The 16409-nt window shown below is 65.0% G+C and carries 7 protein-coding genes and 1 pseudogene; 6 read left to right on the plus strand and 2 right to left on the minus strand.

The features are described from left to right. Nucleotides 1–235 precede the first annotated feature (235 nt). The 6 genes from AB0K21_RS08110 (at nt 236) to AB0K21_RS08135 (ending at nt 15837) form a co-directional block, all read left to right on the plus strand. Nucleotides 236–1771, plus strand: a complete 1536-nt coding sequence (locus tag AB0K21_RS08110) for a protein kinase (RefSeq protein WP_364148735.1) — start codon at nt 236–238, stop codon at nt 1769–1771. A gap of 368 nt (nt 1772–2139) precedes the next feature. After that, nucleotides 2140–5652, plus strand: coding sequence for a helicase-related protein (locus AB0K21_RS08115; protein WP_364148737.1), 3513 nt, complete (start codon nt 2140–2142; stop codon nt 5650–5652). After that, entirely contained in the window at nt 5649–8441 is a 2793-nt protein-coding gene (locus AB0K21_RS08120) for a DUF1156 domain-containing protein (protein WP_364148739.1), read from the plus strand. Before AB0K21_RS08115 ends, AB0K21_RS08120 begins: the two co-directional genes overlap by 4 nt. Before the next feature lie 4 nt (nt 8442–8445). Next, nucleotides 8446–11850, plus strand: coding sequence for a Swt1 family HEPN domain-containing protein (locus AB0K21_RS08125; protein ID WP_364148741.1), 3405 nt, complete (start codon nt 8446–8448; stop codon nt 11848–11850). Nucleotides 11851–12061: 211 nt separating this feature from the next. Next, entirely contained in the window at nt 12062–14062 is a 2001-nt protein-coding gene (locus tag AB0K21_RS08130; protein ID WP_364148743.1) for a DUF262 domain-containing protein, read from the plus strand. A 62-nt stretch (nt 14063–14124) separates the two neighbouring features. Further along, entirely contained in the window at nt 14125–15837 is a 1713-nt protein-coding gene (locus AB0K21_RS08135) for a hypothetical protein (protein WP_364148744.1), read from the plus strand. Between the two features lie 131 nt (nt 15838–15968). Here AB0K21_RS08135 and AB0K21_RS08140 read toward each other — a convergent pair. Beyond that, a pseudogene (locus AB0K21_RS08140) lies at nt 15969–16133 on the minus strand (DUF397 domain-containing protein); the annotation flags it as partial. Between the two features lie 67 nt (nt 16134–16200). Continuing rightward, complete coding sequence (locus tag AB0K21_RS08145; RefSeq protein WP_364148746.1) at nt 16201–16407, minus strand: DUF397 domain-containing protein; 207 nt, start codon at nt 16405–16407, stop codon at nt 16201–16203. Between the last annotated feature and the right edge of the window lie 2 nt (nt 16408–16409).

Here is a 16409-nt window from a genome sequence, read left to right on the forward strand (position 1 = left end):
TCGAGGCGAGCGTCATGGCCTCGGCCATCATCGCGACCCCCCGGAGGTGAAAGGCCTTTTATGGCTGAAGGGGAAGAATGCCCAGTATTTTGGTTATTCACCCCTAATAGTATTTTTGGGTGGCCCGTTTGGCCGGGAGAGGACCTGGGGAATGGATTTCGGCGGTCGGGGCGGTGAATCGGTGTAGTTTTGCCGCATAACAGAGCCCTTCGGGTGACCGGTGGAGGCGGATCGGGTGATCATCGACGGTCGCTACGAGCTCGATGCTCTTCCTCTGGGGCAAGGTGGAATGGGCGAGGTCTACGGGGCCTACGACCAGAAGCTCGACCGCAGGGTCGCCGTCAAGCTGCTCCGCTTCCCCTACGGCAAGCCCGACGAGGAACTGGCGAAGCGCTTCCTCCACGAGGCGCGGATCATGGCCAAGCTGGAGCATCCGGGCACGCCGCCGATCCATGACGTCGGAGTCTTCGAGGACCCGAAAGTCGGGCCTCGGCCGTTCATGGTGATGCAGTTCGTCGAGGGCGCCACGGTGGACCACATCCTGGGGGAGCACGGCGTGCTCCCCGTCGGCTGGGCCGCGGGGATCGCCGCGCAGGTCGCCGCCGTGCTGTGCGCCGCGCATGAGCGGGGCGTCTTCCACCGTGACCTCAAGCCGTCGAACCTGATGGTCTGTCCGGACGGCACCGTCAAGGTGCTGGACTTCGGCCTGGCCATGTTCCACGATCCCGAGCTGTCCAGGCTCACCAGGACCGGCACCATCCTGGGCACGCCGCTCTACATGTCGCCGGAGCAGGTCCGGGGTGCGGTGGTCACTCCGCAGAGCGACCTCTACTCCCTCGGACTCATCCTGCACGAGATGCTCACCGGGGAGCGGGTGTTCGACGGGACCTCGGAGTACCGCATCCTCGAGCGGCAGGTGCATGAGGCCGCGCCCTCGGTGCGGGAGCAGCGTTCCGACGTGCCGGCCGAGCTGGACCGGCTCGTGCTGCGGCTGCTGGCCAAGCGCGCGGAGGATCGACCGGCCCGGGCGAAGCTCCTGCACACCGCTCTGCTGTCCTTCGTGGACGAGGTGGGACCGCTGCCGGGGGTGACGAGTCCCGGTCCCAGCCCGGTGCGGATGTACGCGGAGGTGGTCGGTCGCATCACCGACCCCGGGAACAACCGGCCGGAAGCCGTCATGTCGGAGCCGTCCCGGCAGGCCGACCCCGGGAACTTCAGCAGGGAGGACCTGTCCCGGGCCCGGAGCGAGGCCGAGGAGTTGGCGAAGGCGTCCCGCTACGGCCAGGCGGTCGAGGTGCTCGACGCGGTCGTCGCCCCCGCCAGCCGGATGGCCGGTCCTCTCGACGAGGAGGTGCTCGCCGCGCGTCTGCGTCTGGGGGATGTGCTCTTCGAGGGCGGTGACTACCGCCGGGCGGCTCCGGTCTTCGGGGAGCTACGCGTTGACCTGACACGCAAGCACGGCCCGCACGACGAGAAAGTGCTGCACTGCCGCCGCCAGGAGGCGACCTGTCAGGCCCTCATGGGGGAGACGGGGCAGGCTCTGCGGATGTTGAAGAGCCTGTTGGTCGAGGAACAGGCTGTCTACGGCAGGCACGACCCCCGGCCGTTGGAGCTGAGACGGCAGATCGGGCTCCTCGAACTCGGTGCGGGTGATACCGAACGTGCCCGGTACACCCTGTCCGGCCTGCTGGAGGATCTCGTCCGGCTGTACGGGTCGGAGCACCCCGACACGGTCAAGGTCCGGGACGGGCTCGCGCGCCTCTCCATGTGAAGAGGCAGGCCGTAGAGTACGCAGCCAAAAATCAGTGAGCTGAGTACACAACTTTTCTTGCGGTGGCCGCTGTTTTGTGTGTACGTTTTACTTGAGCTTGGGAAATTCTAGTGCGGCCCGCGGCAATGGGAAAACCGTGCGCCCTATTTATGGAACATAGACGTCCTTGGCAGTTGTGTCTGATTTGTGAACTTGTGCCGACTGTGGCCGGACTAGATGGTTTCGGCCTGCCGCAAGCTACTCCAAAGTCCACCAAATCGGGCGAATGTCCTGAAGGCATATTTTGACCGCTTATTTATTTATGGACAGACCGAAAGAGATTTAAGCGCTGTGAGATGTCTACCCCGTCCAGTCCGCGGGGTCCCGCGATGACAGGGGCCAGGCTGGAAGACCTCACCCCCGGCACCCTCGTCGGCGGGGTGACGCCGGACGGTGACGTCACCGTCGTCGCGATCAGGTGGTACGGATCCAACGCGATCAACCTCACCTACAAGACCGGCAACGGTCAGGTGGCCGAGCAACTCCTCTACCGCGACCACGAGAGCAGGCTCACCCTGCATCGGGCGTCCGCCGCCTACGGGTTCGACGGCGACGGCGCGCTGTTCAAGCTCGCCGCCGAGGCGCTCCGCCTCCGGATGGCCGCCCGCTTCGACCCGATGCTCGCGGTGACCACCAGCGACCTGGAGCCGCTCCCGCACCAGATCCAGGCCGTCTACGGCGAACTGCTCGACCGCACCCCGCTCCGCTTCGTCCTGGCAGACGATCCCGGCGCCGGGAAGACCATCATGGCCGGTCTCTACATCAAGGAACTGATGCTCCGCGGCGATGTGGAACGATGCATGATCGTCGCGCCGGGCGGGCTGGTCGAGCAGTGGCAGGAGGAGCTGCTGGAGAAGTTCGGCCTCCGGTTCGAACAGCTCACCCGCCAGCTCATCGACGCCCAGCTCGACCGAAGCGTCTTCGACGGCCACCCGCTGCTCATCGCCCGGATGGACCAGCTCTCCCGCAGCGAGGAGCTGCAGGCCCAGCTCGCCCGGAGCGACTGGGACCTCGTCGTGGTCGACGAGGCCCACCGGATGTCCGCCCGCTACTTCGGCGACGAGCTGAAGAAGACGAGGCGCTACCAGCTCGGCGAGCTGCTCGGCAAGCACGCCCGCCACCTGTTGCTGATGACCGCGACCCCGCACGCCGGCAATGAGGCCGACTTCCAGCTCTTCATGGGCCTGCTCGACTCCGACCGCTTCGAGGGCAGGTACCGCGAGGGGCTCAGCTCCGCCGACACCGACGGCCTGATGCGCCGCATGGTCAAGGAGGACCTGCTCACCTTCGAGGGCACGCCGCTCTTCCCCGAGCGCCGCGCCTACACCGTCCCGTACGAGCTGTCGGAGGCCGAGGACGAGCTGTACGGGGTGGTCACCGACTACGTCCGCGAGCAGATGGGCCGGGCCCAGCAGCTCGCCGCCCGGGGCGAGGGCCGGCGCGGCAACACCGTCGGCTTCGCGCTCACCGTGCTGCAGCGCCGCCTCGCCTCCAGCCCGGAGGCGATCCTGCGCTCCCTGGAGCGCCGCCACAAGCGGCTCGGCCGGCTCCGCCAGGAGATGGCCGCTGGCCCGAGTCCGCTGGAGGGCCGGTTTAAGGACCGGCTCGCGGGCCTGCTGGGCAAAGCCCCCGAGACCCTCGACGCCGACCTCGACGACCTGTCCAGCACCGAGGTCGAGGAGCTGGAGGACGACGTCGTCGACGCCGCGACCACCGCGCAGACGATCGCCGAACTCGACAAGGAGCTCGCCCTCCTCGTCGACCTGGTCGAGCTGGCCCGCAGGGTGCGCAACTCCGGCACCGACCGCAAGTGGACCGAGCTGTCCGAGCTGCTGCAGGGCAACACCCTGATCCGCGACACCGACGGCACCCCCCGCAAGCTCATCGTGTTCACCGAGCACAAGGACACCCTCGAATACCTCGTCGAGCGGATCCGCGGACTGATCGGCCGGGAGGAGGCGGTGGTCGCCATCCACGGCGGCGTCTCCCGCGACCAGCGCCGCCGGATCAAGGAGCTGTTCACCCAGGACCCGGAGTGCCGGATCCTGGTCGCGACCGACGCGGCGGGCGAGGGCCTGAACCTGCAGCGGGCCCACCTCATGGTCAACTACGACCTGCCGTGGAACCCCAACCGGATCGAGCAGCGTTTCGGCCGGATCCACCGCATCGGCCAGACCGAGGTCTGCCACCTGTGGAACCTCGTCGCGATCGGCACCCGCGAGGGCGACGTCTTCTACCGGCTGCTGGAGAAGATCGAGGAGCAGCGCCGCGCCTACAAGGGCAAGGTCTTCGACGTCCTCGGCGAGGCGTTCCAGGACGAGCCGCTGCGCAAGCTGCTGATGGAGGCGATCCAGTACGGGGACCGGCCGGAGATCCGCGACCGGCTCAACCAGGTCATCGACGCCTCGGTCGGCGAGGGCCTCGACCGGCTGATGGCCGAGCGCGCGCTGGCCCACCAGCGGCTGGGCGAGAGCGACGTCGCCGAGTGGCGGCTGCGGATGGAGGAGGCCCAGGCCCGGCGGCTGCAGCCGCACTACGTCCGGGCGTTCTTCCTCGCCGCCTTCAAACTGCTCGGCGGACGGGTCGCCGAGCGCGAGTCCGGCCGCTACGAGATCAAGCACGTCCCCGGCGACCTGCTGGCGCACGACCGGCAGATCAGGGTGGGCGTCCCGGTGCTGCGCCGCTACGAGCGCGTCACCTTCGCCCGCGAGCTGGTCAGGCCCGTGGGCCGCCCCCGCGCCGATCTGCTCGCGCCCGGCCACCCGCTGCTCGACGCGGTGGTCTCGCTGGTCGTCGAGCGGTACGGCACGCAGCTCAAGCAGGGCGCGCTGCTGGTCGACCGCCGGGACGCGGGCGAGGAGCCGCACCTGCTGGCCGCCGTCTCCCAGGAGGTCGCCGACGGCCACGACCGGATCGTCAGCAAGCGCTTCGACTTCGTGGAGATCGGCCCCTCCACCGCCCGTACGGCCGGCGCCGCCCCCTACCTCGACTACGCGCCCGCCTCGGCGGAGGAACGGCACCTGGTGACCGGGGTGCTGGAGGAGGGCTGGCTGGCGAGCGGGGTGGAGGACCTCGCCGTCGGCTGGGCCGTCGAGAACGGCCTGGCCTCGTTCGTCGACGAGCTCAGGGCGCGGCTGGCGGCGGAGACCACCCGCACCCGCGGCCTGGTACGGCAGCGGCTGCTCCAGGAGATCAACTACTGGGACACCCGGCACGCCGACCTGCTGGACGCCGAGCTGACCGGCAAGACGCTCAAGATCCGCCCGGAGACCGCCGCCCGGCGGGCCAGGGACCTGGAGGCCCGGCTCCGCCGCCGGATGGAGCAGCTTGACCGGGGCGAGCTGCTCCAGGTCCGGCCGCCGCAGGTGGCGGGTGGCGCGCTGGTCGTCCCGCAGGGCCTGCTCGACCGGCTGGCCGGGCTCCGCGACGACCCGGCGACGGCGTACGCGCGACAGACGGCCGAGGTGGAGCGGCGCGCGGTGGACCGGGTGCTGGACGAGGAGCGCAGGCTCGGCCGGCTGCCCGAGGAGATGGCGCACAACAACCCCGGCTACGACATCCGCTCTCGGACTGTGGACGACCACTGGGTCTTCATCGAGGTCAAGGGCCGGATCGCCGGGGCGAAGGACTTCCACGTCACCCGGACCGAGGTGCTGACCGGCAAGAACGCGGGCCGGTCCTTCCGGCTCGCCCTGGTGAGCGTGCACCCGGACGGCCCGGCGTACGACGAGGTCCGCTACCTCGTCGACCCGTTCAGGGACGTGGACTTCGGCGACTTTGTCGCCACCGACCTCGGTGGCGACTGGAACAGGGAATGGGCACGAGGAGGAGCACCGGTATGAGCACTGGTACGGGTACGGACGGATACCGGCGCAAGCTGATCGAGGTGGCCCTTCCGCTGGAGGAGATCAACAAGCAGTCGGCCCGGGAGAAGTCGATCCGGCACGGCCACCCGTCGACCCTGCACCTGTGGTGGGCCCGCCGCCCGCTGGCCGCCTGCCGGGCGGTGCTCTTCGCCCAGCTCGTGGACGACCCTTCCTCGCGGCCGGAGGAGTTTCCCACCGAGGAGGACCAGGCACTGGAGCGCAAGCGCCTCTTCAACATCATCGAGCGACTGGTCAACTGGGACAACATCAACGACAAGGCCCTGTACGCGGAGGCCAAGGCTGAGATCTTGAAGTCGTGCGACGGGAATCCGCCGCCGATTCTTGACCCGTTCGCTGGGGGCGGTTCAATTCCGCTGGAGGCCCAGCGTCTTGGGCTGGAGGCGCATGCCTCCGATCTGAATCCGGTTCCGGTGCTCATCAACAAGGCACTGATCGAGATCCCACCGAAGTGGGCGGGGCAGCCTCCGGTGTTTCCGGGGGCTGCCGAATCCCGGATGGGTGACTGGCCTGGTGCGACCGGTCTGGCCGAGGACGTTCGCCGCTATGGGAAGTGGATGCGGGATGAGGCCGAGAAGCGCATCGGGCACCTTTATCCGAAGGCCAAGCTAGCGGACGGAACTGAGGCGAATGTTATCGCTTGGCTCTGGGCTCGTACGGTTATCTGCCCTAACCCGACCTGCGGTGGCACCATGCCGCTGGTTCGTTCTTTCTGGCTTGGTAAAAAGAAAGGAAAGGAGCGTTATGTCGAACCGATTGTGGAGGGTAAGCGTGTTCGCTTTGAGGTTCGCGGCCCTGAAGGTCAGCCTCGGAGTGGCACGATGGATAGAGGGCGGGCTACGTGCTTGATTTGCAACTCCCCGGTTCCAGCTGACCATATCCAGGCTGAAGGAAAGGCTGGACGTATGGGAGTTCAGCTAATGGCAATTGCGGTCGAGGGGCCTCGGATGCGCTATTACCTCGCCCCCAGTGAGGAGCACGATCAGGCGGCGACGGTCCCTCGTCCCGACGATGTTCCGGATGCAGATTTGGCTAATGACCCCAGAAATATCTGGTGCGTAAACTACGGCTTCGACACTTTCGATAAGCTATTCACTAATCGGCAACTTGTCGCACTAACTACTTTTAGTGATCTAGTTTCTGAGGCTCGAGAAAAAGTTCGTACAGATACTCTTGCATTTTCAATTAGTCAAAATTCTATCTCCAGGGCGAGTGATCTAGAGGTTGAATCATATGTGGACGCGGTTGCAATCTACCTTGCCCTTGCAGTTAGTCGACTTGTCGACTATTCGTCGACCGTAACAACTTGGTCGAGTAATCCACAGAATGAACTTCTGCGCAGCACTTTTGCTCGGCAAGCTCTTCCGATGACGTGGGATTTTGGGGAGGGGAATATCTTCGGCTCGTCATCGGGGACGCTGGACATTCTTCTCTCCGCTATAACAAGGAGCATGTCGATACTTCCGGGTGATGGGCATTCTGTAGTAGCGCAAGTTGATGCTGGGGGCCGATCTTACAAGGGGATGGTCATTTCAACTGACCCGCCCTACTATGACAATATTGGCTACGCTGACTTGGCGGACTTTTTCTATGTTTGGCTTCGTCGTTCGCTGGGTTCTATTTTTCCTGATCTTTTAGGTACGCTTCTGACTCCAAAGGCCGATGAGCTTATTGCTAACCCGTACCGTCATGGCGGTATTGAAGGTGCAACACGATTTTTCGAAGACGGCTTTCGGCGAGTTTTTGCGCTAATTCGAAATGGTGCGGTAGAGAACTTCCCTATGACCATTTTCTACGCCTTCAAACAGTCGGAGACTGACGACGGTGGCGAAGCTTCAACCGGTTGGGAGACTCTGCTTGAAGGAATGATCCGCTCGGGTTGGAAGGTCACTGCGACTTGGCCGATTCGTACTGAACGGAGCGGTCGTATGATCAGTGTTGGAACCAATGCGCTTGCCTCCTCGGTAGTGCTGGCCTGTCTGCCTCGGCTCGAAACCGCAGGAACGATCGATCGGCGAGGGTTAATTAGCGAGCTTAAAATGAAACTCCCCGATGCGCTGCGGGATCTTCAGCAGGGCGGTATCGCCCCAGTAGACCTGGCGCAAGCGGCGATTGGGCCAGGAATGGCAGTATTTTCCCAGTACGCGCAGGTAGTCGAGGCAAATGGCTCTCCGATGCGGGTCCGCGCGGCGCTGATTCTGATCAACCAACTCCTTGCCGAAGTGTTGTCTGAGCAAGACAATGACTTCGACTCCGACACCCGCTTCTGCATCAACTGGTTCGAGATTCACGGCTTCGATGAGGGCAAGTTCGGGGACGCCGAGTCGATTTCCAAGGCCATGGATACCTCCGTTGCGGGCCTCGACCGTTCGGGGGTGCTCAAGTCTCGCGCCGGGATCGTGCAGCTTTTCAGCCCGGGGGAGCTCCCAGACATCTACGACCCGGAGGCCGATGACCGGATCTCGGTCTGGGAGGTCGTCATGCACCTGGCCAAGCGGCTGGATGAGCAGGGGATCGGCGCGGCCGGGCAGTTGATGGCCGCCGCGAAGCTCAGGATCGACCTCGACATCGCGAAGGAGTTGGCCTACCGGCTCTTTGCGATCTGCGAGCGACGCAACTGGGCCAAGACCGCACTGCTCTTCAACGCTCTCGGCTCCGAGTGGCGGGAGATCGAGAATGCGGCGCGTACCGCCGCGCCGGTCGGGAGCGGTCAGGGCATGTTCGACCTCACCCCCGAGGAGGACTGACGACATGGCGCTGAGCAACAGGGACAGGATCGGCCGGGGTCTGGAGATTCTCGGGAAGGGTCTTGAGCCGTTCGTCGAGATGATGATGAGCATGGCCACGACCGGTAGCCATGACTGGCTTCAGGTCATCGAGGCACGGGACGCCGTCAAGCACGGCGCGAGCAAGACCTACGAGAAGACCGATGTGCGTTTCCTGCTCCGTGTCATCACCGAGGAGTGGCGGGTCTTCAAGGACAGGCTCTCGCGGGGAGAGCAGAACTTCGCCAGTGAGCTGCGCGAGGTCGGCAACAAGTGGGCGCACACCAAGCCGTTCTCCGGTGACGACACCTACCGTGCTCTTGACACGATGGAGCGGCTGCTGATCGCGGTCGGTGCCATGGACCGGGCCGACGAGGTGCGCAAGCTCCGGCTGGACCAGCAGCGGAGCCTCTACGACGGTGAGACCCGTAAGGCCGCCCAGTCGGTGACCTCCATGCCCAGCATCGAGGCCAACGGGCTCAAGCCATGGCGGGACATCATCACCCCGCACGCGGACGTGCAGGTGGGCAAGTTGGATGCCGCCGAGTTCGCCGCCGACCTGCACATGGTCTCCATCGGGGAGAGCACCAGCCAGGAGTATTCCGACCCGCTGCAGTTCTTCCGCCGTACCTATCTCACCGAGGGGCTGAAGGACCTGCTGCAGCGGGCTGTCGCCCGGGTCGGTAAGGACCCGAACGCCACCCCGGTCTGGAACCTGCAGACCAACTTCGGCGGTGGCAAGACCCACTCGATGCTCGCCCTGTGGCACATCTTCTCCGGGACACCGCTGCACGAGTTCCCGCAGGAGGTCGTCGACCTGCTCGCGGACGCGGACACCAGCGCGATCGGCACCCAGGTCCAGCGGGCCGCGCTCGTCGGCAACCACATCGACCCGAGCGCCGGGAAACTCCACGAGGACGGCGTGCACACCCACACGCTCTGGGGCGAGCTGGCCTGGCAGCTCGGCGGGCGCAAGGCGTACGAGATCATCCGGGAGTCCGACGAGGCGCACACCAACCCCGGAGACGCGCTCCGGCAGCTCATCGCGGCCTACTCGCCGTGCCTGATCCTGATCGACGAGTGGGTGGCCTACGGCAGGCAGCTCTACGGCCGCGACGATCTGCCGGCCGGGACGTTCGACACCCAGTTCACCTTCGCGCAGACGATCACCGAGGCGGTCAAAGCCGTGCCGGGTGCGCTGCTGGTCGTCTCCATCCCCGCCTCCAGCCACAAGGAGGCGGAAGAGGGGATCATGGGCAGTGCGCTGGAGGTCGGCGGAGTCAACGGCCAGGCCGCACTGGACCGGCTGCAGAACGTGATCCGCCGGGTGGCGCTGCAGTGGCAGCCCGCGCGGGCGCACGAATCCTTCGAGATCGTCCGGCGTCGCCTCTTCGAGGAGCCCGACGCCCAGGCGAAGGCCGAGATCGCGGCCATCGCCAAGCAGTTCTGGAAGTTCTACAACGACCACAAGGGCGAGTTCCCGCGCGAGTGCTCCGAGGTCTCCTACGAGAAGCGGATTATCGACGCCTATCCGATCCACCCCGAGCTGTTCGACCGGCTCTATGAGGACTGGTCGACGCTCGACCGCTTCCAGCGCACCCGGGGTGTGCTCCGGCTGATGAGCATCGTCATTCAGCAGCTCTGGCAGGCACAGGACGCCGGACCGCTGATCATGCCGGGTTCGCTTCCGCTCAACCACCCGGCCGTGGTCAGTGAGCTGACGCAGTACCTCCAGGACAACTGGAAGGCCATCATCGAGACCGACGTCGACAGCGAGACGGCCACGCCGGTCCAGGTCGACAAAGAACGGACCGTCTTCGGCAAGCGGGCGCTCACCCGCCGTCTGGCCAGGACGCTCTTCTTCGGCTCCGCGCCGACGCTGACCAAGCAGCACAAGGGCATCGAGCAGCAGAACATCCGGCTCGGCGTGGCCATCCCCGGCGATGTCGTCGGCAACTTCGGTTCCGCGCTGCACGTGCTCAGCGACCGGGCCACCTTTCTCTACGTGGACGGTGCCCGCTACTGGTACGACACCCAGGCATCGGTCACCCGTACGGCCAAGGACTATGCCGAGCGGCTGCACAAGGAGGACGTCTGGTTGGAGATCGTCACGCGACTGCGGGCCAAGGAGCTCAGGTCTCGCGGCGACTTCTCCGCCGTGCACGTCACGGACGACAGCAACGACGTGCCGGACACCGGTGACGCGCGACTGGTCATCCTGCATCCGAGCGTCGTCCACGCCAAGAACGACGCCAACTCCTCAGCACGGAACCTCGCCCAGAAGGTGCTCGACAAGCGGAGCAGCGCGCAGCGGATCAACCGCAACATGCTGGTCTTCCTGGCCGGCGACGCCAAGCGGATGGAGGAGCTGTCGGACGCCGTACGGGAGTATCTGGCCTGGCGGAACATCGCCGGGCGTAAGGACGAGCTGGATCTCACCGTCCAGCAGATCAAGCAGGTGGAGACCCGGCTCGCCAACGCCAACCAGGCCGTCGAGCTGCGGATCCGCGAGACCTACTACTGGGCGTTCGTCCCCGACCAGCAGCCCGGCGGCCACATCACCTGGCAGGAGGAGAAGGCCGACGGCGGCAAGGACCGGCTGGCCGAGCGGGTCAGCGTCAAACTGAAGCAGCGCGACATGCTCCGGGTCGTCCAGGCCGCGTCGGTGATCCGGGGGAACCTCGAGCGGGAACTGGCCAGCGTTTGGCAGCGGGGACACATCACCGTCGGTGAGCTGTGGAGCTACTACTGCCGCTACCCCTATCTGCCGAGGCTCCGCGACCGCGAGGTGCTGGACGGCGGGCTCGCCGCCGGGGTCGACGAGCTCGACTGGGAGCGCACCGGCTTCGCTCTCGCGACGAGCTATGACGGGCAGCGCTTCGAGGGGCTGGCGATGCCGCCGAAGGGCTGGTCCGGACAGCTCACTGACAACACGCTGCTGGTCCGGCCCGATCTCGCCCTGGCTCAGCAGCGCGCCGACGCCCAGGCCAAGGCCGAGGCCGACGCGGCGACCGCCGCAGCGGCCGGTTCGGCGACGATCACGGGGGGCGTCGGTTCCTCGGGCTCGACCTCCGGCGCGGGCACCGGATCGGGCGGGGTGACGGTCGTCGTCCCGCAGCCCGGCGGCGGCACCCCGCCACCACCGCCCGGCCCCAAGAACGTCAGGTTCTTCGGAGCCGCCAAACTCGACCCGGAGTTCTATCAGAAGAGCTTCACCAAGATGGTCCAGGAAGTCATCCAGCACCTGGCCGCGGTGGAGGGGGTGGAGCTGGAACTCAGCATCGAGATCACCGCCCGCAAGCCGGAAGGCTTCCCCGAGGACAAGATCCGCATCGTCTCGGAGAACGCCCGCGTCCTGAAGTTCGACCAGTTCGGCTTCGAGGATCGCTGAGGTCAGCGGTGCACCGCCTTACTGCGGTAGGTGCACCGCTTCCCTATACAAAAGACGCAAAGCTGATTTTCCGGTTTTTACCGAACGTACAGTCATCTTGTCATCGACAAATAATCGCCTTGTTATGCCGGCCCATTGAAAATTGGAATTCGGCCAAGCAAGGTGAAATTCAGAGCGATACCAGACCCCCGACTGATCGCATGGAGCCCGCATGCCGGTGGAGAAAACAGAGCGCGATGTTCAGACCCTGGTGGACCAGATCTCCAGGGGAGAGATCAAGCTCCCGGAGATCCAGCGTGGTTACGTCTGGAAACCCACCCAGGTCGCCAAGCTGATCGAGTCGCTCTACCGAGGCTATCCCAGCGGATCGCTGCTGTGCTGGCGCACGCTGGAGGAACCCGCCACGCGGGACGTCGCGATCGGCGGGGAGCAGGCTGCTCCTGCCGTGCAGCCGCTCTTCCTCCTCGACGGGCAACAGCGGCTGACCTCGCTCCACCGGGTGCTGAGCGATCACCCCGACGCCCAGATCGTGTTCAACGTCGAAACCGAGGCGTTCCAGAACCAGAGCGCGGCGACGGCGAAGGACCCGCGCTGGATCAAGGTGCACGAGGTCGTCCGATCCGACGCCAAGCTGTACCGGCTCATCAGCACGACGCAGGCCGCAGTGCCGGCGCTCGATCCGGATCTCATCGGTGAGCGGCTGGGGCGGCTGGCCGCCACCCGCAATCGTGCCTTCCACATGGAGATCCTCACGGAGTTTCCGTACGAGGAGATCGCACAGATCTTTGTCCGGGTGAACAGCGGCCGTCCGCTCAAGACCAGCGACCTGGCGTTGGCGACCCTGTCGGCCCGTTGGACCGGGGTGCTGAAGAAGCTGGAGGACGAGGCGGCCCATTGGGCTCAGCAGCACTACCAGGACCTCGATGTCACCTTCCTGACCCGGGCGCTGACCGGCACCGTGCTGGGCAGAGGTCTGTCCACGTGGTCCCACGGTCGGCTCGTCGCCGCCAGCGACGAGGAGTTGGAGAACGGGTGGGCCGCCGTCCAGCGGGGTCTGCGTCACCTCGTCCCGTTGCTCCGGGAGAATCTGAAGGTCGGGAACAGCAACCTGATCCCCTCTCATGTGGCGCTGCTCCCGCTCATCGTGCTGCTCGGCGAGCGGCCTGACACCGGACTGGACGGCGAGACGGCCAACGGGATCATCTACTGGTTCCTGCTCGCGAGCATCCGCAACCGCTACAGCGGTTCGACCGACACCCGGCTCGGCCAGGACATCCCGGCCGCGCGCGGTCCCGAGCCGGTGAAGCAACTCCTCGCCAACCTCGGCGTCCGGGGTGGCCACTTCGAGGTGACGGCTCAGGACCTGGTCGGTCGTACGGTCGGAAGTCCCTACTTCTTTCTCAGCTTTCTGGTGGCCAAGAACGCCGGCGCGCAGGACTGGTGGTACGCCACGGAGATCTCCGCGACCGCCGAAGCGGGTCAGAAGCTGGAGTATCACCACATCCACCCGCAGTCGACGTTGAAGAGTCACCGGAACGGTTACAGCAAGACCGAGATCAACGACCTGGCCAACCTGGCGTTCATCTCCGGCAAGGCCAACCGCAAGATCAGCGATCGCTCGCCCAGTGACTATTTCGTCGACCCCAAGCCACCGCTGTTGACGGAGTCTGAGCTCGCGGCCCATTTCGTGCCGTACCAGGAGTCGCTCCGTCATGCCGATGCCTATCGCGACTTCCTGGACGCCCGCCGGGTCCTGCTCGCTCAGGCGATGACCGGCCTGCTCAATCGTTTCCGACCCACCTGGATGGACGAGACCGAGGTGACGTCCGACCCGCTCGCGGGCTGTTCCGTCGAGTTCGTCCTTTACCAGAGCTCCTGGGACACCGGCCAGGTCGTGGTCAACGCCAAGAAGGACGAGTCCGGCTGGACCGGGTCGTTCAGCTTCGCCGACCTCGAATCCGCGATCCAGGCCGCGGACAGTGGTCTGGACAGCGACCTGGAGATCGCGGGCGTGACCGTGCCGGTGCGGGTGGAGAGCGACACCGTCGTGATCCCCATCGGGCCGTTCCTGGTCTCCGGCACTCTCGACGCCTGGCACAAGATGCTCGAACGCGAGCAGGTCGACGCCCAGCCGCTGTCACAGTGCCCCGTCGTCGCTCCCCAGCCCTGGGAAGGCGATCCGATCTCGTTCCCTGTTACCAGTATCGAATAGTGACCGCTGTTTCCCCTGAAAGGCTTCCAGATGAAACCAAAGTCAGCCGGTAGCCAGGAGGAATGGTGACATCCGGCCGCTATCGTACTGTCTTCCATACTGCCCAGGAGCCGGCCGACGCATTCATCGACGCCACCAGAGAATTACGCTCGTGGTTGATCAAGAAGGCTGAACGCAAAGATATCGACATCTCCGCTTATGACGCCGGGCGAGCACGGCTGGGTAGCGGAATTATATTTCTCCACAATGCCAGCTCGGATGGGAGTGGTGCGCAGACCCGGCAGTGGCAGCTTCGCGAGTATCAGGACGATGGATACTGGCTCAGTTCATTGGTCGTTCACGCGCCGCCGAAGCCCAGGAACGCGGAACCGCTCACCTGGTTCTGGCTCGATGTCGAGTATGTGCGAACCGCCGACAAGGTGGATGAGGACCGCAAGCCTGTACAGGCCGCTGTTCCTGGTATCGCTCGTCAACTGCTGGCGGCTGTGAACGCTCGCGACCACTGGGCCGAGCTGACCCCGAATCCCATTCTCATCAGACCTGACAGAGTTGACGAGCTGCTGGAGATCCTCACCGACGAGGAGCGGCGGCTTCCCGCCGTGGTGGCGTCATCACACAGCCATATTCCTTTTCACACGTGGCGCGGAAAGGTTGAGGAGGTGACAAGGTTCCTGCCCGGCCTCGCGAGCCTCTACATCCTCGAACCATTGGCGGAAGCCGTTTTCAACGAAGCCGTGGGTGCTGCTTTCGGCGTCTGGGGAGGCGCGGTGCGGACCTATCTCCCCGGCCTGGATCTGGCGGTCGACGAGGATGCGGTCCGCCATCGGGTGCTGTCCGAACCGCGTATTCAGACTGACGCTCGCCGGGCTAGGCAGCTTCTCACGGGGCTTCCCCGGCGGCTGGCGGCCGATGGCCACCTGCCTGGGCCGCTGAGCAGGCTGGCCCGTACGGCTGTCGCCGCGACCTCCAACTGGCCCAAGCCGCCTCCCGTGCCGGAGGAGAGTGTCGGCCCGTCTCCTGTAGCCCTTCAGCGGGAGGTCACGGACCTTCACCGGGAGAACAGCGAACTCCGGGATCTTCTCGAAATGGCAGGACATGAGGAGAAGAAATTTCGAGAAGAGATCGCTGACTCGCAGAGCGATCTGGTGGACGTCTCAGCAGACCTGGAAGCGGCCAATGAGAAGATCGCCGAACTGGCGGACTGGGTTCGTGTCCTGCGAAGGCGGCTCAAGGACGCCGGGCGTGCGGCTGAGGCGTATGTGCCAGCCGAAGAGCCGACCAGCCTTCCCACCCAGCTGCCGGAGGTTCTGGATCGGCTGGCCGAGCTCGATCGTGTCGAGTTCACCGGAGACGCCGACGCGGTGTGGAAACTTGAAGAGAAGGCGCAGTCGTCGACATGGGCCCAGACCGCCTGGCAGGTCGTCCTCGCATTTCAGGATTATGCCGAAACGGTAGCCGAGGGGAAGTTCAACGGAGACTTCCGGAGATGGTGTTCCGAACCGCCTTCGGGCGTTTCCGCTATTTCCGCAGGAAAAGTTAAATCGGACGAATCGAAGACGGTGCACAATAATGTCAAGATGCGTCGTCAGCGAGAGTTGCCTGTTCCGCCTGAAGTTGATCCTTCGAGGCGCATCCACATGTGGTCGCATATTTATATCGGTGGAAATGCGGGAATGAGTTCGCCGCGACTATATTTTCACGATGACGTGCACGGGACCGGAAAAATCTATATCGGATACCTCGGCCCACACCTGACCGTCAAGTCCACCAACTGACCATGCTGTTGGACCTGTTCTAACACGATCAACACCGACTCGGAGGCGTTCTCCCGAAAATCGTTCGTCTTCCGAGGCTCTATGACGACCTTCGGGGGAACGCCTCCGTTCTCGGTGGATGGTTTCGCCGTTCAGGTGAGTTCGCCGAAGCCGTCGCTCCCGATCTCACCGACGAAGGCGGCCCGTTCGATCCGGCGGAACGTGGAGGTTCCGCCGTCATGCTTCTTGGTGTCGCGGACGGCGAGGGGACCGTCGACGAATACGGCCTCAACGTGGATCGCTCCGCCACCGCTCGGGCTGCTCTTGTGCCGGAGGCGAGGAGGAGGTCAGGGTCCTGGACCTTGTTTTCTCACTCTTTGGAAGTCAGACGAGGTTGTCGTAGTGGCCGTTCTTGATGCCGTTGATGAAGGTGGTCCACTGGTTACGGGGGAAGATGAGGGTTCCGCCGTCGCGGTTCTTGGTGTCGCGGACGGCGACGTCGTTGCCGACGAAGGCCATCTCGACGCAGCTCGGGCCGTCGCCGCTGAGGGTGCTCTTGCGCCAGCGTGCACCGGACAGATCTGGTTGCATCT

It is taken from the genome of Streptosporangium sp. NPDC049248 (assembly GCF_040678965.1).
In the GTDB taxonomy this organism is placed as follows: Bacteria; Actinomycetota; Actinomycetes; order Streptosporangiales; family Streptosporangiaceae; genus Streptosporangium; species Streptosporangium fukuiense.